General features: G+C 35.9%; 18 protein-coding genes. 8 read left to right on the forward strand and 10 right to left on the reverse strand.

All coding sequences use genetic code 11. The annotated features are described in order from the left end of the window. Nucleotides 1-6: 6 nt before the first annotated feature. From ABVM52_RS15640 to ABVM52_RS15660, 5 genes are all read left to right on the forward strand, one after another. Nucleotides 7-585: an O-methyltransferase gene (locus ABVM52_RS15640; RefSeq protein WP_405382012.1), complete on the forward strand. Its 579-nt coding sequence runs from the start codon at nucleotides 7-9 to the stop codon at nucleotides 583-585. A 64-nt stretch (nucleotides 586-649) separates the two neighbouring features. Further along, nucleotides 650-1,168, forward strand: a complete 519-nt coding sequence (ilvN, locus tag ABVM52_RS15645) for an acetolactate synthase small subunit (RefSeq protein WP_405382013.1) — start codon at nucleotides 650-652, stop codon at nucleotides 1,166-1,168. 41 nt (nucleotides 1,169-1,209) lie between these two features. After that, nucleotides 1,210-2,685, forward strand: a complete 1,476-nt coding sequence (gene ilvC / locus ABVM52_RS15650; protein WP_405382014.1) for a ketol-acid reductoisomerase — start codon at nucleotides 1,210-1,212, stop codon at nucleotides 2,683-2,685. A 155-nt stretch (nucleotides 2,686-2,840) separates the two neighbouring features. Beyond that, nucleotides 2,841-4,106 (forward strand): threonine ammonia-lyase, encoded by a 1,266-nt coding sequence (ilvA, locus tag ABVM52_RS15655; protein WP_405382015.1) that lies wholly within the window; start codon nucleotides 2,841-2,843, stop codon nucleotides 4,104-4,106. 90 nt (nucleotides 4,107-4,196) lie between these two features. Next, nucleotides 4,197-5,783, forward strand: coding sequence for an NADP-dependent glyceraldehyde-3-phosphate dehydrogenase (locus ABVM52_RS15660; RefSeq protein WP_405382016.1), 1,587 nt, complete (start codon nucleotides 4,197-4,199; stop codon nucleotides 5,781-5,783). 36 nt (nucleotides 5,784-5,819) lie between these two features. On the opposite strand, the gene ABVM52_RS15665 is transcribed toward ABVM52_RS15660, so the two are convergent. Both ABVM52_RS15665 and ABVM52_RS15670 read right to left on the reverse strand, forming a co-directional pair. Next, a complete protein-coding gene (locus tag ABVM52_RS15665; RefSeq protein WP_405382017.1) occupies nucleotides 5,820-6,458 on the reverse strand; it encodes a hypothetical protein in 639 nt (212 codons plus the stop codon). Between the two features lie 109 nt (nucleotides 6,459-6,567). Continuing rightward, on the reverse strand, nucleotides 6,568-8,721 hold the full coding sequence (locus tag ABVM52_RS15670; RefSeq protein ID WP_405382018.1) for a TonB-dependent receptor: 2,154 nt from the start codon (nucleotides 8,719-8,721) through the stop codon (nucleotides 6,568-6,570). 252 nt (nucleotides 8,722-8,973) lie between these two features. Between ABVM52_RS15670 and ABVM52_RS15675 the strand changes: the two genes are divergently transcribed. Continuing rightward, nucleotides 8,974-10,173 carry an MFS transporter gene (locus ABVM52_RS15675; RefSeq protein WP_405382019.1) on the forward strand — a complete coding sequence of 400 codons (1,200 nt, stop codon included), beginning with the start codon at nucleotides 8,974-8,976 and terminating at the stop codon, nucleotides 10,171-10,173. 70 nt (nucleotides 10,174-10,243) lie between these two features. Here the strand turns inward: ABVM52_RS15675 and ABVM52_RS15680 are convergent, their stop codons facing one another. Both ABVM52_RS15680 and ABVM52_RS15685 read right to left on the reverse strand, forming a co-directional pair. Beyond that, nucleotides 10,244-12,019: an ATP-binding protein gene (locus ABVM52_RS15680; protein WP_405382020.1), complete on the reverse strand. Its 1,776-nt coding sequence runs from the start codon at nucleotides 12,017-12,019 to the stop codon at nucleotides 10,244-10,246. Beyond that, a complete protein-coding gene (locus tag ABVM52_RS15685) occupies nucleotides 12,016-13,149 on the reverse strand; it encodes an FIST signal transduction protein (protein ID WP_405382021.1) in 1,134 nt (377 codons plus the stop codon). The genes ABVM52_RS15680 and ABVM52_RS15685 overlap by 4 nt, the downstream gene beginning before the upstream one ends. A 345-nt stretch (nucleotides 13,150-13,494) precedes the next feature. Between ABVM52_RS15685 and ABVM52_RS15690 the strand changes: the two genes are divergently transcribed. Beyond that, nucleotides 13,495-14,763, forward strand: coding sequence for a serine hydrolase domain-containing protein (locus tag ABVM52_RS15690; RefSeq protein ID WP_405382022.1), 1,269 nt, complete (start codon nucleotides 13,495-13,497; stop codon nucleotides 14,761-14,763). Between the two features lie 80 nt (nucleotides 14,764-14,843). Here the strand turns inward: ABVM52_RS15690 and leuB are convergent, their stop codons facing one another. From leuB to leuC, 5 genes are all read right to left on the reverse strand, one after another. Beyond that, nucleotides 14,844-15,899 (reverse strand): 3-isopropylmalate dehydrogenase, encoded by a 1,056-nt coding sequence (gene leuB, locus ABVM52_RS15695; protein ID WP_405382023.1) that lies wholly within the window; start codon nucleotides 15,897-15,899, stop codon nucleotides 14,844-14,846. A 75-nt stretch (nucleotides 15,900-15,974) separates the two neighbouring features. Then, nucleotides 15,975-16,322 (reverse strand): four helix bundle protein, encoded by a 348-nt coding sequence (locus ABVM52_RS15700; protein ID WP_405382024.1) that lies wholly within the window; start codon nucleotides 16,320-16,322, stop codon nucleotides 15,975-15,977. Between the two features lie 43 nt (nucleotides 16,323-16,365). Further along, nucleotides 16,366-17,883, reverse strand: coding sequence for an alpha-isopropylmalate synthase regulatory domain-containing protein (locus ABVM52_RS15705; RefSeq protein WP_405382026.1), 1,518 nt, complete (start codon nucleotides 17,881-17,883; stop codon nucleotides 16,366-16,368). Nucleotides 17,884-17,969: 86 nt separating this feature from the next. Next, nucleotides 17,970-18,566, reverse strand: a complete 597-nt coding sequence (gene leuD / locus ABVM52_RS15710; protein WP_405382027.1) for a 3-isopropylmalate dehydratase small subunit — start codon at nucleotides 18,564-18,566, stop codon at nucleotides 17,970-17,972. Nucleotides 18,567-18,665: 99 nt separating this feature from the next. Further along, the gene (gene leuC / locus ABVM52_RS15715) at nucleotides 18,666-20,078 is read right to left on the reverse strand and encodes a 3-isopropylmalate dehydratase large subunit (protein ID WP_116772336.1); all 1,413 of its coding nucleotides are present in this window, start codon (nucleotides 20,076-20,078) and stop codon (nucleotides 18,666-18,668) included. A gap of 229 nt (nucleotides 20,079-20,307) precedes the next feature. Between leuC and ABVM52_RS15720 the strand changes: the two genes are divergently transcribed. Next, a complete protein-coding gene (locus ABVM52_RS15720; RefSeq protein ID WP_405382028.1) occupies nucleotides 20,308-21,468 on the forward strand; it encodes a hypothetical protein in 1,161 nt (386 codons plus the stop codon). Here ABVM52_RS15720 and recG read toward each other — a convergent pair. Further along, the gene (recG, locus tag ABVM52_RS15725) at nucleotides 21,461-23,566 is read right to left on the reverse strand and encodes an ATP-dependent DNA helicase RecG (RefSeq protein ID WP_405382029.1); all 2,106 of its coding nucleotides are present in this window, start codon (nucleotides 23,564-23,566) and stop codon (nucleotides 21,461-21,463) included. The two genes, ABVM52_RS15720 and recG, sit on opposite strands and share 8 nt — an antisense overlap. Between the last annotated feature and the right edge of the window lie 15 nt (nucleotides 23,567-23,581).

Here is a 23,581-nt window from a genome sequence, read left to right on the forward strand (position 1 = left end):
ACTCTCATGAACGATACCAACATACAGGATATTCCAAAAATTCATAATGAAATAACTCGTAAATCTGAGGAAATCGGATTTACGATGCCGTCAGATTTGTATGTGGGTAGTTTTCTAAAAACTTTGATCTCGTCCAAGCCAAACGGTCGTTTTTTGGAAATAGGTACCGGTATTGGTCTTAGTCTGTCTTGGATGGTTGAAGGTATGGATGCTGGTTCTAAATTGATATCAGTAGATAACGATGAAGAGCTAACCACTATCGCAAATAATTATTTTGGAAAAGATGATAGGGTTGAACTTATTTGTAAAGACGGTACTGAATGGATAAAGGAATATACTGGTGAGCAGTTCGATTTAATTTTTGCAGATGCCTGGCCAGGAAAGTATAGTGAGATCGATGAGGTTTTAAATTTAGTTAAGGTTGGCGGATTTTACATTATAGATGATATGACAAAACAACCTAATTGGCCAGATGGTCATGAGGATAATGTAATTGCATTAACCGCATATTTGGAAAAACGCAAAGATTTACAACTGACAAAAATGAACTGGTCTACCGGTTTAATTATGGCAGTAAAGAAGTAGTAAAGATTAATAATAATGATACCATAAAATCCTTTTAGCAAAAAGGAATAGGTAATTAAAGCTTATGGAAAATAAATGGTTTACAATTTCGGTATATTCAGAAAATAATGTAGGATTACTGAATAGAATATCGGGTATATTCTTAAAAAGACATATCAATATAGAAAGTTTAAACGTCTCTAAATCAGAAATTGACGACGTTTCTAAATTTACGATCGTAGCACATACCACAGAGAAGTGGGTGCATAATATTGTCGGTCAGATCGAAAAGCAAATAGAGGTGATCAAAGCTTTTTACCATACCGATGATGAAACTATTTATCAAGAATCTGCTTTGTTCAAAATAGCATCGGGATTGTTGTTCGATGAACGTCAAATACAGAATATTATAAAAGATAACAATGCACAGATTGTCACGGTTTCCAGAGATTTCTTCGTTATCGCCAAAAGCGGAAGAAGAAATGAGATTGATGATATGCACGATGAATTAAAACCTTACGGAATTATGCAGTTTGTGCGTTCCGGTAGAATTTCGGTTACTAAAGATGTAATGGATATTTCTGCAATGCTTAAAGAATTTTAATAAACGAGAATCATATAAATAATCAATAAAGTAAAAACAAAATGGCCAATTATTTTAATACGCTATCATTAAGGGATAAATTAACGCAACTTGGAAAATGCCGCTTCATGGATTCGTCTGAGTTCGCTGATGGTGTAAATGCTTTAAAAGGCAAAAAAATTGTTATTGTAGGTTGTGGTGCACAAGGTCTTAACCAAGGTCTTAACATGAGAGATTCTGGTTTGGATATTGCCTATACACTTCGTGATGCTGCTATAAAGGAAAAAAGACAATCTTTTATCAATGCAACGGAAAATGGTTTTACGGTAGGTACATATGAAGAGTTGATTCCTTCTGCCGATGTTGTTATTAACCTTACGCCAGACAAGCAACATACTGCTGTAGTTGGTGCGGTAATGCCATTAATGAAAAAAGGGGCTACTCTTTCATACTCCCATGGTTTCAATATTGTTGAAGAGGGCACACAGGTACGTGAAGATCTTACGGTAATCATGGTGGCTCCAAAAAGTCCAGGTTCAGAAGTTAGAGAAGAATATAAAAGAGGATTTGGTGTACCAACATTGATCGCGGTTCACCCAGAAAATGATCCTGAAGGTAAAGGTTTGGCACAGGCAAAAGCTTATGCAGCTGGTACAGGTGGGCATAGAGCTGGTGTTTTGGAATCTTCATTTGTTGCTGAGGTAAAATCAGATTTGATGGGTGAGCAGACTATTCTTTGTGGTTTGTTACAAACGGGTTCTATTCTATGTTTTGATAAAATGATAGAGAAAGGAATTGATGCCGGTTATGCTTCAAAACTAATTCAGTACGGATGGGAAACTATTACCGAGGGTATGAAGTACGGTGGTATCACCAATATGATGGACCGTCTTTCCAACCCTGCAAAAATTAAGGCTTTTGAATTATCCGAAGAATTAAAGGATATTATGCGTCCGTTGTTTCAAAAGCATATGGATGATATTATGACCGGTCATTTTTCTAAAACAATGATGGAAGACTGGGCAAATGATGACAAAAATCTTTTGACATGGAGAGCTGCTACTGGTGAAACTGCCTTTGAAAAGACTCCTGCAGGTGGTCAAGAAATTACAGAGCAAGAGTTTTATGATAACGGAGTGCTAATGGTGGCCATGGTTAGAGCTGGTGTAGAATTGGCTTTTGAGGCAATGACAGAATCAGGAATTATAGCCGAGTCTGCTTACTACGAATCTTTACACGAAACTCCATTAATTGCGAACACCATTGCGCGTAAGAAATTGTTTGAAATGAACCGTGTAATTTCAGATACGGCTGAATATGGTTGTTATTTATTTGATCATGCATGTAAGCCTTTATTGACTGATTTCATGAAGGATATAGATACAGACGTAATCGGTAAAAATTTCTCTGCAGATATAGATAATGATGTGGACAACGCTCAATTGATAGCAGTGAACAAGGCATTACGTGAACATCCGGTAGAAATAGTTGGTGCGCATTTACGTGAGTCAATGACAGCAATGAAGCCTATAGTATAAGGTTTTAAAGTTTAGGTAAACTTACAGATTGTCCGGTTGGGTATGTTCAAAGCTGCAAGCTGAATTTCTTTTGCAGATTTCACTGAACATTACTTAAGCGGACAATTTATGTTTTATACATTTATGATTACTGTACCATTAGCAAAGAATATGATATGAAAGGTAGCAAACCGGCATACTTTCCTGCATTAAATGATGTCTTGCAAGCAGCAAAGACTATTTCTGAAATTTCCGACGAAACTCCTTTGACGGATAGTATTAGATTGTCTAAACAATTTAATTGTCAAATTCGCTTAAAACGAGAAGATTTACAACGGGTAAGATCATACAAAATTAGGGGAGCTTTTAATAAGATTAGTTCTTTGACCAGAGAGGAAAGAAATAAAGGAGTCATTTGTGCCAGTGCCGGTAACCACGCCCAGGGCGTTGCTTTTGCGTGTTGTCATTTAAAGATCAAAGGTACAATCTATATGCCATCTGTAACTCCAAAACAAAAAGTAGAGCAAACTAAGCTTTTTGGTGGCGAATGGGTAGATGTAGTTTTACAGGGCGATACGTTCGATGATTCCTCCCAGGCAGCTAAAATTCACGGTGATAAAACAGGTAAAATATTTGTGCATCCTTTTGATGACCCTAAGATTATTGAAGGTCAGGCTACGGTTGGTCTTGAGCTTATTGAGCAGACAAAAAAACCAATTGATTATCTCTTTGTTTGTATAGGTGGTGGCGGATTGGCATCTGGACTAATAAGTGTTTTCAGTCAATTATCGCCAAATACTAAAATTATTGGGGTAGAACCTAAAGGTGCACCTTCTATGAAAACGGCCATGGATTTAGGTGAAGTGGTGGCTTTAGAGAAAATTGATAAATTCATTGATGGTGCTGCGGTAAAGCAGGTGAGCAGTTTAACTTATCCTATTTGTAATTATTACTTGGATAACATGATTACTGTTGATGAAGGTAAAGTTTGCCAAACCATTCTAGATCTCTACAATAGAGATGCAATTGTGGTAGAACCTGCCGGGGCATTATCCATAGCGGCCTTAGATGAGTACAAAGATGAAATAGTAGGTAAGAATGTGGTCTGTATTATAGGGGGTAGCAATAATGATATCACAAGAACGGCTGAAATAAAGGAACGTGCCTTATTGTATGGTAAGTTAAAGCACTACTTTATCATTAGGTTCCCTCAAAGGCCAGGCGCCTTAAGGGAATTCGTTGTAGATATCTTAGGTCCCACGGATGATATTACCCATTTTGAATATTCCAAAAAGTCGAGTAGGGAAAATGCTCCGGCCGTAGTGGGTATAGAACTAAAACATCCAGATGATTTAAAACCATTGATAGAACGTATGAAAACTAACAATTTTTATGGAGATTATATTAATGATAAACCAGATTTGTTTGAATATTTGGTTTAAACTACTTTTAATCTATGAGATTCAATTTCAATAATTTATTAGAAATCAATCTATAAACGACCATTAATATTAGTGTAAATCGTAAAAGAAATGAGCGACATTAAAATTCCACAAGAATTTCAGATAACATCAACCATAGATCAAAGACATTATTTGGTCAATGGAGAATTAAAAGAATGGAAAGGAGAGACCACACAGGTTTTTTCTACCATATCTTCAACAAAAGAATACAAACCTACGTTGCTGGGTAGTATCCCAGACTTGCAAGAGGCAGAAGCACATGAAGCATTAGATGGTGCTTTAAAAGCGTATGACAAAGGGCAGGGGGTATGGCCAACTATGCATGTTAAGGACCGTATTGAATGTATGGAGGTTTTTGTTTCTAAAATGAAGACCAAAAGAGATGAAGTGGTCAAATTGTTGATGTGGGAAATTGGAAAATCCCTGCCGGACTCCCAAAAAGAATTTGATAGAACTGTTGAGTATATAGAAGATACTATTGAAGATTATAAGCAACTAGATCGTGATGCAGCTAAATTCACCAAACATGATGGCGTATACGCACATATTAAAAGAGGACCGTTAGGGGTCGTACTTTGTTTAGGGCCTTATAATTATCCATTGAACGAAACTTTTGCATTGTTGATTCCTGCGATTATAATGGGGAACACAACCATTTTCAAGCCTGCAAAACATGGAGTTCTTTTAATTACACCGCTTCTAGAGGCATTTCAAACCAGTTTTCCTAAAGGTGTGGTCAATGTTCTTTTTGGTCGTGGTAGAACGGTTGCTGCCCCAATTATGCAAACAGGTAAGGTAGATGTTTTGGCTTTGATCGGTAATAGTAAATCTGCCAATGCCTTACAGGATCAACATCCTAAAAGTAATAGATTACGTTTGGTGCTAGGTTTAGAAGCAAAAAATCCTGCTATAATTTTACCTGATGCGGACTTGGATCTAACCATCAATGAATGTTTGGCAGGAACCTTATCTTTTAACGGTCAGCGTTGTACCGCATTGAAAGTGGTCTATGTTCATGAAGAAATTAGAGCCAAATTCAACGAACGATTTGCTAAAAGAGTAGATGAATTAAAATTTGGAAATCCTTGGGAAGATGGTGTAAAACTTACTCCGTTACCAGAACCGGATAAAGCTGCCTATATACAGGGATTAATTGACGATGCACTTTCTAAAGGAGCCAAAATTATCAATAAAAAAGGAGGCAAACATTTTGATAATTACATTTGGCCTGCTGTGCTTTATCCTGTAACTAAAGATATGCGCGTGTATCAAGAAGAGCAATTTGGACCTATTATTCCTATTGTTCCTTTTACTGATATTGAAGAACCTTTAGATGATATGGCAGAGAGTAATTATGGACAACAAGTGAGTTTGTTCGGGAAAGATGTTTATGCACTTTCTCCTTTAATTGATACGCTGGTAAACCTGGTATGTCGTGTTAATTTAAACAGTTCGTGCCAGAGAGGACCAGATGTTTATCCGTTTACCGGTAGAAAAGATTCTGCACAGGCAACCTTAAGTGTGCATGATGCTTTGCGTTCTTTCTCTATACGTACGTTCGTGGCTTTTAAGGATAATGAATTGAATACAGAAATAGTGGAACATTTACTGGAAGCCAAGCTATCCAATTTTGTAAGTACAGATTATATATTATAAAAAGTTTATAAGTAAAACATTGAAAAAAAACCTCTCCTAATTAGGGGAGGTTTCTTTTTTACAATTGGCACTGATTGCTTGTGCTCTTTCTAATCCTGAATATGGATAATAAGGTATGTTTTGTTCTTCTTCATTAAATAAGGCTATGGCGCGATCTATATCCTTGCAATATGGTGCGGTAGATTTGCCAAAGAACCTTGCTGAGCCCATGTCCCATTCCGTCTTGCTTAATAGTACCCTTGGGTTGTTGGGAGCAATGCTTAATGCTTTTTGATAGATGGCGGCATTCTCACCGGATAAGGTCATTCCGTACTTTGCTCCGTCAAAAGCAATATAGGCTGTATTCAATAATGCATAAGTTATCATGATTTCTGGATTGTTCTCTGATATTTCAGAAGCTTTGTCCAAGAATGTTTTTGCCCTGGTTAGTTTAGCGGTTAACAACGCTTCATCTTTCAATCCAAAACTGCTTGTAATTTCAATTAAACCAGCATAATAAGCCGGTAGCCAATTACCGGTTTCTGCAGCGGATATTCTTTCAAAAAGTTGTGATGCCTTTGTACTCTTTTGTTGCTCCCATAAGGCAAAAGCCTGGTTCATTCCTTTTTCATACGAAGTTTGTGCGGTAATGTTGAGGGTGAATACAAATGTGGCAATTAGTAATAAGGTTCTCATAATGTAATTTTTTAAAGGTTTTTTATTGTTGTTCAAATATCTTTTTAAATCGTGCTTCTTAATAAAATTGATGACCCAGTTGTTGATTTTTGGTCTTGAATTGTAAGATTTACAAATTGTCTAACTGATTGTCGTTTTTGTTTTTGCTGATGGTCCAAAAGAAGCCAATGAAAAAGAAGCGATCTGCTGCAGGTGTAATGGTTCTTCTGTCAAATATGCCTTCGGTATTTGGTTGATCGGCATATTGATAGCCATTTACATTTTTAGTGCCTAAGACGTTACTAACGGACAGGTACAATATCTTTTGCGGACTTATTAAATACGCGTAATTAAGATTTAACGAATTAAAGCTTTTGGCTTGCTCCGTTAAAAAACCTCCTTTATTAGGGTCGGTGTAATTACGACCGGAAGCATAATTATAACTAAACCCGATCTGGCTCTTCCAGTTTTCTACCCATCGTTTTACCACTAATGAGGCATTGTGTTTACTGGCAAAGTTTGGGGTAGCGGTGGTAGGGTAATTTTGGTAGTTCCTTTCGGTGTCCAGATAGGAATAAGACATCCAGTATTCAGTATTTTTTATAGTTTTATTATCCCTCCAAAAAATATCGAGTCCCTTTGCATAACCATTACCGGTATTGTCATAGATTGATGTAGGTAAAGTAAAATCGGTATTGTACTTCACCAAATTACCATAGTCTTTGTAGTAAGCCTCAGCCCTAAATATTTGTTTGTTTTTTACATATTGATAGTTGGCTATATAATGGGTAGTCTTTTCTGCTGTAAAATCAGTGTTGAATTTTAGATAGTCATTCTTAGGGTTTTGAAAAAACTCACCATACGCTAGTGAAAACTGAGAGTTTGATCCAGATTTATAAGCTAGCGACAATCTTGGCGAAAGATTGAATTCTCCTAACAACTGCGAGTATTCTCCTCTTATCCCTATTTTGGTAGCGAAGTTTTTAGAGAAGAAAATATCGGTCTCTGCAAAACTGCTTAAAATATTATTGTCAAAACCATAGGTGTTCTCAAAATTAGGGTCTGTGTAGTTTTCTTTAAAATTGGTAATGAAATATTCGGCGCCAAAATTTAATTTGTATCTACTTGAAAAATACTTTTTCAAAGCAATTTTTAAATGAGCGGAATTTTCAATGTCTTCAATCTCACTAGTATTAATCTTTATTTCTGATCGGTCGTTTGCAAAACTAATACCTGTTTGTATGCTCCAATCCTTTTCCATAAAATCTAGATAGGAAGTATTTATGTAAAGGTTTTTATTGTTTAAACCAAAACGTACACCGTTAACTTCATTAATATCTTCTTGTGTTAGATCAAAGTCCACCGTACTGTATGCACCATATATTTTTAAAAGTCCGTCGTTATTGAATTTATATCTATACACCGCTTCACCGCCAAATGATTCTACGGGTTTATGCCATTCATTATTATCAGGATATAGTTTTTGATACGGGGTTAAGTTTATGTAGTTAGCATTTACGCTTAAAGAACTTTTATCCCAAATTTGGGTATTACCAAGTCCAAGACCAACGCTCATGATTGATATATCTGTTTTTTCCTCTTTTGGTTCATTAACGCTATTCAATAATAAAACACTGGATAATGCCTGACCGTACTCTGCCGAGTATCCTCCCGTAGAAAATGTTATTCCTTTAAAAAGAAACGGAGATAACCTTCCTCTCGTGGGAATATTGTTTGCAGAAGGGGAGTAGGGTGTAAATACACGCATGCCATCTACAAAGATTTGTGTTTCATCTGCATCGCCCCCTCTAACGAATAATCTACCATCTTCCGCAACATTTGAAGTTCCTGGTAATGTCTGTAATGCTCCAACAAAATCTCCAAGGGCGCCGGCGGTGGTTACAATATCCAAAGGTTTTAATGCGGTAACTTTTGCATTATCACCAGCATTAAATGTTCCCGCGTTTACGGTAACCGCATCCAAAGTGTTGACATCATCTTTTAGTGTAATGGAAATATTCTTAAAGTTGATGACATCGGCTGATTTTGAATACGTCTCAAATGAAATTGATGATGCAATTAAGGTTTGTATGCCTTTTGCATCTGTTTCAAAAGTAAAATGTCCCTCATCACTGGTTGCAGTACCATCATAAGTACCTTGTAAATAAACATTTGCTCCTATAATCGGTAGACCTTGCTGGTCAATGACCTTACCTGAAATGGTTGATTGTGCAAATGTGTTGAGATAGAAAAGTGTAAGTAAAGAAAATAATAGCGTCTTCATTTTTGATTTTATTTTTGATTGATGCCACAAATATGTTCCGTATATGGCGTTTTATAGAAATTGATTTTCCCAGTTGTAGATATTTTAGGCTGAACTGTAAATATGATCTGAAAAGAAATATTTCGTTAGGGTAATTATTTACATAAATGTGGTAATTCATATGATTTGTTGCCGACAAATGGGTTCTAACTTTGTCCTTTTAATTAATCACTCTTATCTATTTGTTATAGAGTGAATATAAAATTGAAGATTATGGAAGCATTAAAATCAAATAAGCGGGCATTGTTCGCTTTGGCCATTGGAGGTTTTGGAATTGGACTTACCGAGTTTGTAATCATGGGAATTTTAACCGAAGTATCTGGTTCTTTGGGAATAACCATTCCTCAGGCGGGTCATTTTATTGCCGCGTATGCATTGGGTGTTGTAGTAGGGGCTCCATTGTTAACAGGATTAGGGGCCAAATTAAGTCCTAAGAAAATGTTGTTTCTGTTAATGATTTGGTTTACCGTATTCAATACATTGTCCGGTTTGGCAACTGGGTACAGCAGTTTGTTGTTCTTAAGGTTTTTATCTGGTATACCTCATGGTGCATTCTTTGGTATTGGTGCTGTAGTTGCTACCAAACTGGTAAAAAAAGGAAAAGCGGCACAGGCAATTTCCATAATGTTTTCTGGGCTTACAGTAGCTAATGTTATAGGTGTGCCCATTGGAACCTATTTAGGACAACAGTTCAGTTGGAGTGTTTCTTTTTACTTGGTTGGTTTTGTTGGTTTGCTGGCATTGGGAAGTATTTACTTATGGATGCCAAAAATTGAAGTTGATGAACAAGAAGAAAAAGTTACCGTTAAACAGGGGCTGAAAAATACAGAATTATGGGCGTTGATTGCTTTGACTACTATAGGAACTGGTGGGTTCTTTGCTTGGTATAGTTATGTAGCGCCATTAATAACAGAGGTAGCTGGTTTGCCAAATCATTTTGTTGGATATGCAATGATGTTGGCCGGGCTAGGTATGGTTGCTGGAAATTTTTTAGGAGCAAAAATGGCGGAGTGGTTTTCTCCTTTAAGGGCTGTTATAATTAGTTTATCTATTATGTGTGGTATTTTATTGATTAATATGATGGTAGCAACCAATCCTTATTTGTTAATGGTATTGACCTTTGTAATAGGTGCAATATCCTTTACAGTTGCCACACCAATACAAATGGCTATCATAAACACATCTAAAGGTTCAGAAATGTTGGGTTCTTCTATGAACCAAAGTGCCTTTAATATGGGTAATGCTTCAGGAGCATATTTAGCGGGACTTCCTATGGCATTTGGCTATGGTATATTATATTCAAGTTTGGTAGGTGCAATGCTTGCCTTCTCTGGTGTTATGATTGCAGTGGCCATTTATATTGTTAGAAAGAGAAGAGCTGTTAAATATAGAAAAATGGCAATAAGTTGTTAGTACATAAATAGCATAATAAAAAAAGGAACTTATTTTAAGTTCCTTTTTTTATATCCATCCTATACAGAATCTATATATTTTCTTTAACGTTACTGGTTAATATTTCAGATATAGTATTGTATAGTTCATTTGGATTAAATGGCTTACAGATCAAACCATTCATTCCGTGACTAAAAAGGTCTTTTTTTATGGTTTCTCCAGTAGAAGCGGATAGTGCATATATGGGTATAGTCTGATTGTGGATGCTTTCTGAGGCTCTTATGGCCAAACTGGCATCATAACCGTTCATGACCGGCATTTGTAAATCCATAAGAATAAGGTCATACTCTTTTATAAATGCATGCTGTACGGCTAGTTGACCGTTTATTGCCACATCATAGTCTACTCCCCATTTCTTTAGGAATTTTTCAATTAAGAAAATATTGATCTTATTATCCTCAACAACCAATATTTTTGAGCCTTTTATTCTATCGACATCTTCATGCTCAATTGTACCTAAGGCAGAATTGTTTTCCTCTTGGAGAATGGAAGCTATTGGGTTTCCTTTTCTAAAATCTAACTCAAAACTAAAACATGAGCCCACATTTGGGGTACTTTCCACTTTAATAGATGTACCCATGAGCTGCAATAACCGTTGGCAAATTGCCAGACCTAATCCTGTACCTCCATATAATCTTGTAGTACTTACATGTGCTTGCGCAAAGGATTCAAAAATCTTATCTATTTTATCTCTTTCAATACCAATACCCGTATCCTGTACGGAAAATAGAAGTTTAGTATTGTTTTCGGTTTCCATGAGCACTTCAACCTGTAATGAAACAACTCCTTGCTCTGTAAATTTTATGGCATTGCTCACTAAATTGGTCAAGATTTGTGATAAACGGGTACTATCACCAACAAGGGTATCTTGGAAAAGGGCATCTTTTTTAATTTGAAATGAAATACCTTTTTTGGTAGCCTTGTTCGTAAAAATACTTTGTACCGTATTCAATACCTGTTTTAGGCTAAAGTTTGTTTTTTCCAATTCTAAGGACCCAGCCGCTATTTTATCATAGTCTAGGATATCGTTAACAACTCCTAATAAGTGTTCAGATGAATACTTAAGTGTACTAAGATTCTCAATTTGTTCTGGTTTAGGATTCTCTATAAGCAATAAATGGGCTATTCCTATAACGGCATTTAGTGGTGTACGGATTTCATGGGACATGGTGGACAAGAATTCACTTTTTGCCTTATTGGCCTTTATTTCTTTTTCCCTTGCCTTGATCAACTCAAGCTCCGTTAACTTTAGATTGGTGATGTTGACAATGGTACCAATATACCCTTCTACCTTACCTGTTGTGGATTTTATCCCTTTAATGGTAAATTCTAGCCAAATTCTACTTCCGTTTTTGTCTAGGGATTCTAAGGTTTTATTAAATGTGTTTTCCTCCGGGTTATTTAGGTTTAATAAATTGGAGTAGGGTTGGCCGTCTACGTTCTTTAAACAATCACCAATAGATTTGCCAATACAATCTTTTACAAGTATGCCCGTAATCTCTTCCCATGCAGAGTTTAAATAGGACCATCGTCCAGAGAGGTCTATTTCAAATATTACATCTTTTATGTTACTTGCTACTTTAGTTAGTTGACTGGTAACTTCCTCAACATTGTTCTTTAATTGCAAATTTCTTAAGTACAGCTCTTTGGAACTTTCTTCAAGAATGGTTTCTGCATGTTGCATGTCTTCGTCCATTACTATATAGCTTTTATTAACCATATCTAGTAATGGTACAATTTTATCCAAATCTCTTTCATCAAGATTTAGTTCACGTAATTGTCTTTTTAATCTTCTATGGTACTTCATGATTCAGAAAATGTCGTGACGCACATGGTCAAGTTATGTAATGATGTTTTTGGATTTTCAACAAAGGGCGATATTTCGCCATAAGAATAAAACCCTACAGACTTTGTAGTTGACGGAAATTGTTGAACAACGGCTTCAACTTCTTCTTTAGCCAAATTGCCCAAAACTTTTCGTCTTCCTGCACAACTAATAAGTATGGCCAATTCATGCCCATAGTCCTTTTTTTGTGCGATGGCCTTTGCAGCATTTTCAGCTCCAATAATTAACCGATCTACATTGGCCTTCATAATTCTAACATAGGAACCCTCAGGAATTTCTTCGGCCATAATCAAACTTTTTTTGGATTCGTCAATGGCCAATAATGCTCTAATTACGGGATTGGAATGTTCTTGGTTCCTTATTTTTATGGGGTGTCTAAAACCATATTGATTTATATCCGTCAAGATGTTTGGATCTACTACAGATTTGTAAAAGTCCAGGGCAGGAAGCCCATCAATTTCCAATACGTGGTTCTTATCTGACTTGGTTACCAGGCTTTCTACTCCATAACTGTCCCAGCCGCCTTGGGCATTATAATTAACCTGCAAACTACTGCCATACATAGCCAAGGCAATAACCCGGTTTGATTTTAACTGACCTTTATCAATAATATAGTTGGTTCCAATATAAGACTCCCTACCTGCCAAGCCACCTGTGACACTGACATGTGATTTTAATTGGGAATTAATACCCTTTAATAAGTTTGATGCATGTAAGGTTTGTACATCTGATATAAGAAAAAGATGCTTTAAATCTTCTTGATCCATATCTTGAACAAAGGATGCACCAATATCATAATAGTTGTGTATATCTGTGGGTAGGTCCTTACCGTATAGTTTTACCTTAGTATCGCTAAATTTAACTGCGGATAGAATAATACTACCATCCATGACATCCTGATCTATAATTTCACCGGCAGTAGTACCCCCTATTACAAGGGTATGCGTATACTTTATTTGTAAACTATTTATGGCCTGGTGTATATCTTTATACTTCAAGGAAGCAAATAGGAAAATTACATCTGGCTCAAAATCTATTGAAAGCGCATCTATTTGCGCCTGTGACGTAATATTGTGATGAAATACCTTCATAAATTGTAAGAAAATGACTACAATATTTATAACGTTAAATTTATTGAAATAATATATAAGCCATCACTTTTTTTAATTGAAATGTGTAATTTTTATAAAAAAGTAAGTTTCAATAAGTAAATAAATAACACTACTTTATAAAAAATTCCTCTTTATTTTTTATACGTAATTACTTCATTATTAAACTTGTAAGAATTACACTTAAAAGCCTATAATTACTTATGTTTTGATGAAAAACGACCGGTAAATATTTAGAAAAAGAATGTGTTAAATATTCAAATTAACATATTTCATCGTACTTAAATCTAATTTTTCACGTTTTAAAAGAACCAAATCTTAACAATCGTGAAACATTCCAAAATCCTATTAGGCGGGCTATCGGCCGTTTTAGTTATTATGCTTTTGAGCTCTTCGTCGGTTCAGCCAACTACTACAAAATCATTTATCCCTGTGGATAAATCCATTAAAACCTTGGCCAAGAAACGCGAAATTGAATTGTATACCTTCAAAAAAAATGCTCTTCACCAAGCACTTAGAAATTATTTTGAGGATGCTATAAAAGCCGGAGATATTGTTGGAGCTGGTGTTAGTATAGTAAAAGGAGATTCTATTATTATATCTGAAGGTTTTGGAAAACGAAAGATCAATGACTCTAAAAAAGTGGATGGGGAAACCATCTTTAGACTAGGTTCCATATCAAAAGGATTTACCGGGGTTTTAGCGGCAAATTTGGAAAGTGAAGGACAATTACGATTATCTGATAGAATAACTACTTATCTACCAGACTTCCAGTTTGGGAATTATCAAAATACTCAAAAAATAAAAGTTGCCCATTTACTTTCGCATACATCCGGTACACCATATCATAGTTATACAGATTTGGTTGAAGCTGGCTTATCCATATCCGCTATCAGTGAAAAATTCGATAATGTTACTCCTATTAGTGAACCTGGTTTACAATATAGTTATCAGAATGCGATGTTCTCTGTCTCTCAAGAGGTAATGCTGAAAGCAACAGGAAAAAATATTCAAACCTTATTAACCGATAGGTTCTTTAAACCACTGGGTATGAATGCTGTTTCTATGGATCATGAAACTTTAATGAATACAGATAATATTGCATTTCCACACATTAAAAGAAGAAATGGTTGGAAATCAATGTTACCTAAAAATAATTACTACAATGCTATTGCTGCTGGTGGTATTAATGCGAATTCTAATGACATGGCCAAGTGGATGCGGTTTTTGTTGGGCCATAATCCCAATGTGATGTCCAAAGATGAACTTGTACCAGTGTTTGAACCTTTTATAGAATTAAAAGGTCATAGTAAATATTATCAAAGGTGGCCAGGACATGTAAAGTCGGCCTATGGATTGGGTTGGAGAATTCACTCTGTAAAGGAAAATGAAGATGCACCAGAAGAAACAATCTGGCATCATGGAGGTAGTGTAAATAATTATAGAAATGAGATTGCCCTTTTTCCAGATTCAGATTTGGGCATTTGTGTTTTAATCAACGGTTCATCTAAACTGGTCAAAACTGTTGTACCAGATTTAAGGGCAATTGTAAAAAATATATATGAGCAAAAAATTGAAACTGCTTCCAGTATATAAGAAATCAGCTTACAATTTTTGGAATAAAAAAAGTCCCTTTAATCATTGATCAAAGGGACTTTTAATTGAAATAATAGCCTTTAAATGTTACTGGCCAGCCAATTGCCAACTTCACTTGTTTTATAGCTTTTTCCACCATCGGCAAGGTCTTCGGTTACGTAACCTTCTGCTAATGATTTGTTTACTACTCTTCTAATTTCTTCAGCTTCATTGGTTAAGTCTAAATCCTCAAAAAGCATAGCAGCAGAAAGTACTGTCGCCAAAGGATTAGCAATATCTTTACCTGCCGCTTGCGGGTATGAACCATGTATTGGCTCATATAAAGATACTTTGCTACCTACAGATGAAGAAGGCATAAGCCCCATTGAACCTGCTATTACAGAAGCTTCATCGGTTAAAATATCACCGAATAAGTTTGCTGTGATGATTACATCATAACCTTTTGGCCATTGAATTAATCGCATGGCAACTGCATCAATAAACTCATAAGTTACCTCTACTTCAGGGTATTCTTTTTCTAAACCTTGTACGGTTTCTCTCCACAGTCTAGATGATTCCAATACATTTGCTTTATCAACGCAACATAGTTTTTTAGAACGCTTCATGGCCATGTCAAATCCTTTTCTTGCCAAGCGCTCTATTTCAAAACGTTGGTAGGTCATGGTGTCAAATGCAGTATTGCCGTCATCTTTTCTTCCGCGTTCTCCAAAATAAACTCCTCCGGTCAATTCTCTCAAAATGATAAGATCGGTTCCTTCAATACGATCTCTTTTTAATGGAGATTTATCTATTAAAGAAGGAAAGGTAAAGGTTGGTCTTACATTAGCGAACAAACCTAATTTTTGTCTCATTTTTAATAATCCCTGTTCTGGACGAACTTTTGCTGAAGGATCATTGTCAAAACGTGGGTGACCTATAGCACCAAATAAAACTGCATCTGCATTGGCGCAAACGTCATGCGTTTCATCTGGGTAAGGTTCACCAACAGCGTCTATAGCTGCCGCTCCCGTTAGTGCAGGTTTCCAGGTAATATCGTGCTCATATTTTTTAGCAATGGCATCACATACCTTTACTGCTTGATCAATAACTTCAGGACCGATACCATCACCGGCCAATAAGGCAATATTTAATTTCATGGTTAATCGCTTTTTCGCTTTTCGCTGTACGCTAAACGTTATACTTTAATCGTATATAGTTTAGGCTATTTATAATTATATCGTATTAATTAAACTATTTAAACTTCTTCTTACTTTATTTACTTTATCATGAATGCTTAAAAACTCTTTATTAATAATATAGTCAAGGTCTTTTGCTAATATTGTAAAATACTCTAATTCACTTGCCGAGCCTTGAGCTATAATTAAAAATCTTTTGAATTCAGCATCAGATTCCCTTCCGCACCCTTCAGCTATATTTGCTGGTATGGATGATGAAGCTCTTCTCATTTGACTTGTTAATCCAAAATTTTCATCGTTTGGGAAGTTTTTTGTCAATTTATACGTTTCTAAAGTAATTTCATGACCTAATTCCCAAACTTTATATTTTTTATAATCTCTCATTTTTGGCATTTAGCGCCTAGCGAACAACGTCAAGCGCTTTGTGCTATATTATATTCAACATCTTCTCTGTCGCTTTTATGGCACTAACCGTTTGGTCAGAATCTAACCCTCTTGAGGTAAATTCTTTACCGTCTAATTCCCAAGTGATGACTGTTTCACATAAAGCATCAGATGTACTGCCAGGTGGTATTCTTACAGCATAATCCGTAAGTTTTGGCAAGGCAATCTTCTTGGCAATATACACTTTTTTAAGGGCGTTCATAAAAGCATCATACTGTCCGTCTCCTTGTGCATGCGCTTCTATAACTTTTCCGTCAATTTCAACGGAAAGGGTAGTGGAAGGCATTAAACCTTTTGCATGTGTAAGTACATAAGATTTTATAAATACCTTTTGTTTATAATCGGCAGTATCTAAAACATCGGAAATAATAAATGGAAGGTCATCTTTTGTAACCCGCTCTTTTTTATCTCCTAATTCTATAATTCTGGCAGTAACCTTTTTAAGCTCTTCATCATTTAATGTTAAGCCAAGTTCCTGTAAATTTTTCTGAATATTGGCTTTGCCGGACATTTTACCTAAAGCATACTTTCGTTTTCTTCCAAAACGTTCGGGCATTAGGTCGCTAAAATACAGGTTGTTTTTGCTGTCACCATCGGCATGTATTCCTGCTGTTTGGGTAAATACATTATCACCAACAATTGGTTTGTTTGCAGGTATGGTAAACCCAGTAAAGGCAGAAACCAATTTACTTACCTTATATAATGAGGTTTCATTTACTTGAATTTCAACCTCTGGTAAAAAATCATTGATAACGGCTATGGCGCTTGCCATAGGGGCATTACCAGCTCTTTCTCCCATTCCGTTTACTGTTAGGTGAAGACCATGGCAACCCGCTTTTACCGCTTCCATAATATTTGCAACACCAAGATCATAATCATTGTGACCATGAAAATCAAAATGTAACTTCGGAAATTTTTGAATGATTTCAGTTAAAAAGGCATAGGTTTCTGTGTGCGTAAGAATACCTAATGTATCTGGCAATAAAATTCTTTTTACGTTTTGGGTAGAAAGGAATTCTAAAAATTCAAAAACATATGCTTTGGAATTTCGCATGCCGTTACTCCAGTCCTCTAAATAGATATTATTGATAATACCTCTTTCAGTAGCTTGCTTAAAAATTTCGGCTATTTCTGCAAAATGTTGTTCTGGAGTTTTCTTTAACTGATACTTTAAATGGTTGAGAGAACCTTTGGTTAATAAATTTTGTGAAACGGCACCAGAAGTTTTCATCCAATCCAAAGAAACGCCACCGTCAACAAAAGTTAATACTTCTACACGTTCCAAGAATCCTTTTTCAGCGGCCCACTCGGTAATTTTTTGAACAGCTTCTAGTTCACCATCAGAAACACGAGCCGAGGCAACCTCAATACGGTCTACTTTTAGCTCTTCTAAAAGTAACTTTGCCAAGGTCAGTTTTTCCGATGCAGAAAAGGATACTCCAGAGGTTTGTTCACCATCCCTCAGGGTGGTATCCATAATTTCTAACTTTCTTTTTTTCATGTGTTCTAATTGCCGCTCCCTTTGTAATTAGAAACGGCAAATGGTTAGTTAACGTAAATGCTGTTGATAATACATTGTTGTAAAGATTACAACGGTGTGTTTTCTGCAAATGTTTCAATATCCTTTTTGATGTTCAATAGGTAATCAATATCATCGAAACCGTTAAGCATATTGTTTTTCTTGTAATCGTTAATGTCAAAAAATTCACTTTCACCGGTAGGTAATAAGGTTATCTTTTGCTCTGGAAGATTAATTTCCAATTCTGTAGATGGGTCGGCTTCTACGGCATCAAAGATTTTCTGTAAGAAATCTGCACTAACCTGCACTGGTAGCACACCAATGTTTAAACAGTTTCCTCTAAAGATATCTGCAAAAAAACTAGATACTACACATCTAAATCCGTAATCATAAACTGCCCATGCAGCATGCTCACGAGAAGATCCTGATCCAAAGTTTTTACCACCTACCAAGATTTTTCCGCTGAATTTATCTTGATTCAAAACAAAATCTTCTTTTAAAGTATTGTCTTGATTATAACGCCAGTCTCTAAAAAGGTTGTCACCGAAACCTACACGTTCTGTAGCCTTTAAAAATCGAGCAGGAATTATTTGATCCGTATCTACGTTTTCAATAGGTAATGGTACTGCCGTTGAAGTTAATATGTTGAATTTATCGTATGCCATTTTTTATAGCTTTTTGCTTCTGGCGATTAGCCATTAGCTTGTATTATTATAATTGTTACTGTGCTAAAAGCCAATAGCTATTAGCGAAAGGCAAACTTGTTACACAAGTTCTACCATTAATTCTCTTGGATCTGTTACTTTACCGGTTACGGCAGCGGCAGCAGCAACTAGCGGACTGGCCAATAATGTTCTAGACCCAGGGCCTTGTCTACCTTCAAAGTTTCTGTTCGATGTACTAACCGCTAATTTTCCAGCAGGTACTTTATCATCGTTCATTGCTAAACAAGCTGAACAACCTGGCTCACGTAGTTCAAATCCAGATTCAGTTAAAATATCAAGAATACCTTCTTCTTTAATAGCAGTTTCAACCTTGTGCGATCCAGGAACCAACCAAGCTGTAACATTATCTGCTTTTTTTCTACCCTTTACAATAGAGGCAAATGCTCTAAAATCTTCTATACGACCGTTGGTGCAGCTTCCTAAGAAAACAAAATCAATTGGTTTGCCCATCATGCTTTCACCTTCATTGAAGTCCATATATTTCAATGATTTTTGGTAGGTAGTAGCACCACCTTGTACGGCATTGGCCATAGGAATATCATTTGAGATTCCCATACCCATACCTGGATTGGTACCATAGGTAATCATAGGTTCTATTAATGAACCGTCAAAAGTTAATTCTTTATCGAAAACGGCATCCTCATCGGTATATAACGTTTCCCAATATGCCATTGCTTTGTCCCAATCAGCACCTTTAGGAGTAAACTCACGACCTTTTACATATTCAAATGTTTTTTCATCAGGAGCGATCATACCACCACGGGCACCCATTTCTATACTTAGGTTACAAACGGTCATACGACCTTCCATACTCATTTCCCTGAAAATTTCACCGGCGTATTCCACAAAATATCCGGTTGCACCAGAAGTAGTCAATTGAGAAATAATGAACAAGGCAACATCTTTAGGAGTTACCCCTTTGCTCATTTTGCCGTTAATATTAATACGCATTCTTTTTGGTTTTGGCTGCATTATGCATTGTGTAGCCAATACCATTTCAACTTCAGAAGTACCAATACCAAAAGCTATTGCTCCAAAAGCACCATGTGTAGAGGTATGTGAATCTCCACATACTATGGTAGCACCTGGCTGTGTAATACCATACTCAGGACCAACAACGTGCACAATACCATTTTTTGCATGCCCTAACCCCCAATAAGAAATACCATATTCATTAGCATTTTCTTCTAACATTTTTAATTGGTTTGCAGAAAGTGGATCTGCTACCGGTAAATGTTGATTAATAGTAGGGGTATTATGGTCAGCCGTTGCAAAAGTTTTCTCAGGATGCATTACAGGAATATTTCTATTCTTGATGCCTAGGAAAGCAACAGGGCTGGTTACTTCGTGTACCATATGTCTGTCAATGAACAGTACATCTGGACCATCTTGTATTTTATGTACTACGTGGGAATCCCACACTTTGTCAAATAATGTTTTTGTTGCGCTCATATGCTATTTAATCTAAGTACACAAATCTATTAAAACCAAGGGTTTTTTGGAAATTAACGTGCTTGTAAATTACGATGTTCAACGAATAAGTTGTTATATTTTATGGATTGAATAAGTTGTTAAATACACTACATTGTATTTATTTACTTTTCGTCTAAAGTTTTTTTGTAATTAAGGATTATGGTTTTCTTTGTAAAAACCAAGAATAGCTTAACCGAAATTTATATTCATGAAATATCTATTGTTATTATCAATTAGCTTTTTATTTTTCTCTTGTAATAAGCAGTCATTTAATGATATAAGTGAAAATTCGAATAAATATAAAGTTATAGGAAAAGCTTTTGATGAAAACGGTAATTTTACTTCAGATATTTTTTATTATGATAACCTTAGTTTAGAGGTTGATCAACTCTCTTCGATTAAAGTAAGAACTCAAAATTATTCTCAAATTTCTTATAATGCTTTTTATGCTGATATAAATGGTATTACAGGCCGTGGTCACAATTTTGATACAGGTAGAACTCATGTTTATCATGAAAATTTTAATAAAGAAAGCGCTAAAACTAATATTGAGATAGCCATTGAGGGCTATCTACACTATAGTTTTCATATGAATGAAAAGATATATGCTTTTTATCAAGAAGACTTTGTACAGGGCGAAATTGGAACTAAGTTCCAGTTGCTAATTTTTGATATTAATACCCAAGAAAAAAAATCGATTCAAATTGGAGTTTTTAATAAAATAAGAGAGAATTATGTTCGGTTAGTCCCTATTAATAATCAATTATATATTTATTTAAGTCAAAATGCAATTGAAGAAAACCCTCAAAATTATTTGATACTTTTTGATTTAAAAAAGGAAGAAATTATAGAAACTAGAGATAATTTTAAATTTGATAACTATGCTGTCGTAGCGGATGATACAGGTAATTGTTATTTATTGGGTATTAAATCCGTTTACAAGTATGAATTTAATTTAAAGACAATGACAGACTTTGGGCCTATTGGTAATGGGTTTTTTCAATTTAACTATTATCTAGATCCTTCAAATCCAATGTCAATTTCCGATGATAAATTATACTTTGGAACTGTAGGTGGATTTCCTGGTTCTGGAGCAACTTATCCAGCAATTTTAGATTTAAATACGGGAGATTTTAAGGTGATTGATATTTTTGAAGATGAAACCCAATTCGAAGATGACGAATTCCCTTGGAATCCTCATGCACAAAGTTTTACTGTGGATTATGAAAATAAGGTTTTTTTAATTGGTGCTCATAGCAGTCGAATTGGAATGCCTTATAAATCTCAGGGTATCTTTACAGTAGATTTTGATGGGAATGTTTTGAGTAAGGAAAAAACCCCTGTTGTGCCATTTCAGATTATCAACTAATATATGTCCAGATATTCTTGTGCTTCACTAACTGGGCATACATATGTCTAATAATTAGATTTTCTGGCTTGCTTAAAGTTGGATCTTCTTTTAGAAGCTGTAATGCATAGAAGCGAGCAGATTTTAGAATATCATTATCCTTAACGATATCCGCTATTTTTAGATTTAGGAGTCCACTTTGTTGGGTTCCCATGATATCTCCGGGTCCACGGAGCTTAAGGTCTACTTCGGCAATTTCAAAGCCGTCATTGGTAGCCACCATAGTTTCCAGTCTGGTTTTGGAATCATTGGATAATTTATGACCGGTCATTAGAATACAATAACTCTGGTCTGCACCACGACCAACACGCCCACGCAATTGGTGTAATTGCGACAAACCAAAGCGTTCTGCACTTTCAATAATCATTACAGAGGCATTGGGTACATTTACCCCAACTTCAATAACGGTAGTGGCAACCATAATTTGAGTATCGCCCTTTACAAAACGCTCCATTTCATAGTCTTTATCCGCCGGTTTCATTTGCCCGTGAACTATGGAAATTTGGTATTTTGGTTGAGGAAAATCGCGAGCAATACTCTCATAACCATCCATAAGGTCTTTGTAATCCATTGCTTCAGATTCTTGAATCAATGGGTATACCACATAAACTTGTCGCCCTTTTTCAATCTCATCACGTATAAAACGAAAAACCTTTAATCGGTTGGCATCATAACGGTGAACAGTTTTTATAGGTTTACGCCCGGGGGGCAATTCGTCAATTACCGAGATATCCAGATCACCATATAAGCTCATGGCCAACGTTCTTGGTATAGGTGTTGCCGTCATGACCAATATGTGTGGAGGAAACTCATTCTTATGCCACAATTTAGAACGTTGTGCTACTCCAAAACGATGTTGCTCATCGATAATGGCCATGCCTAAATTCTTGTACTTAACTTTGTCTTCTAACAACGCATGAGTGCCTATGAGGATATTTAGTTCGCCGCTTTCTAGCTGTTCGTGAATTGGTTTACGAGCAGATTTTTTAACAGATCCAGTAAGTAATGCACATGTTATTTCTGTACCTTCCAACAGTTCTGAAATGCCTTGAAAATGCTGATTGGCAAGGATTTCTGTGGGTGCCATAAGACAGGCCTGAAAACCATTATCTATTGCCAATAGCATGGTCATTACGGCAACAATAGTTTTTCCAGACCCTACATCGCCCTGTAATAAACGGTTCATTTGCGCGTTACTGCCCAGATCGGCCCGTATTTCTTTTATTACCCGTTTTTGAGCACCAGTAAGTTCAAATGGTAATTTATTATTGTAGAAATCCTTAAAGTATTCGCCAACTTCAAGAAACGGGAAGCCTTTTATTTTTTTCTTTCTGGAAACATTTTTTCCGATAAGTTGTAGTTGAATATAAAAAAGTTCTTCAAATTTTAATCGCCATTGGGCTTTTGCTAATAATTCCTGATTTTTTGGGAAGTGAATATTGAACATAGATTCACTCTTGTTCAGCAATTTTAATTCATTTATTAATTTGTCAGAAAGGCTTTCATCAAACTTACCTTTGATTTCTATAAAAAGTTGTTGCATCAGTTTGCTGATGACCTTATTGGTAATTCCTTTATTGCTCAACTTTTCTGTAGAAGGGTATACCGGTTGCATGTACACTTTTGTGCCTTGTTCGTGTTCTTTTAAAAGCTCCATTTCTGGATGCGGCATAGAAAACGTACCGTTATACCAATTGCATTTTCCAAAGATAACGTAAGGTTCGTTTAGTTTTAGATTTTCGCGAATCCATTTTTGGCCCCTAAACCATACCAGTTCTATTTCTCCCGTATCATCCTTAAAACGGGCTACTAGGCGTGTTCCCCTCTTTTGCTCAACCGTTTTAATATGAACTATTTTGCCAATAATCTGCACATCGGCATTGCTGCGCTGTAACTGACCAATTTTATAATATTGGGTTTTGTCTATGTATCTATTGGGAAAAAGATTTAAAAGATCCTGGAAAGTGGATACCCCAATTTCCGATGCTAAAATTTCTGCCCTGTTAGGCCCAACCCCTTTTAAATATACTATTGGCGTTTGCAGAAAACTGTTGTTCATAACACGAATTTAAAT

The sequence above is a fragment of the Maribacter sp. LLG6340-A2 genome (assembly GCF_045057105.1).
Lineage (GTDB): Bacteria > Bacteroidota > Bacteroidia > Flavobacteriales > Flavobacteriaceae > Maribacter.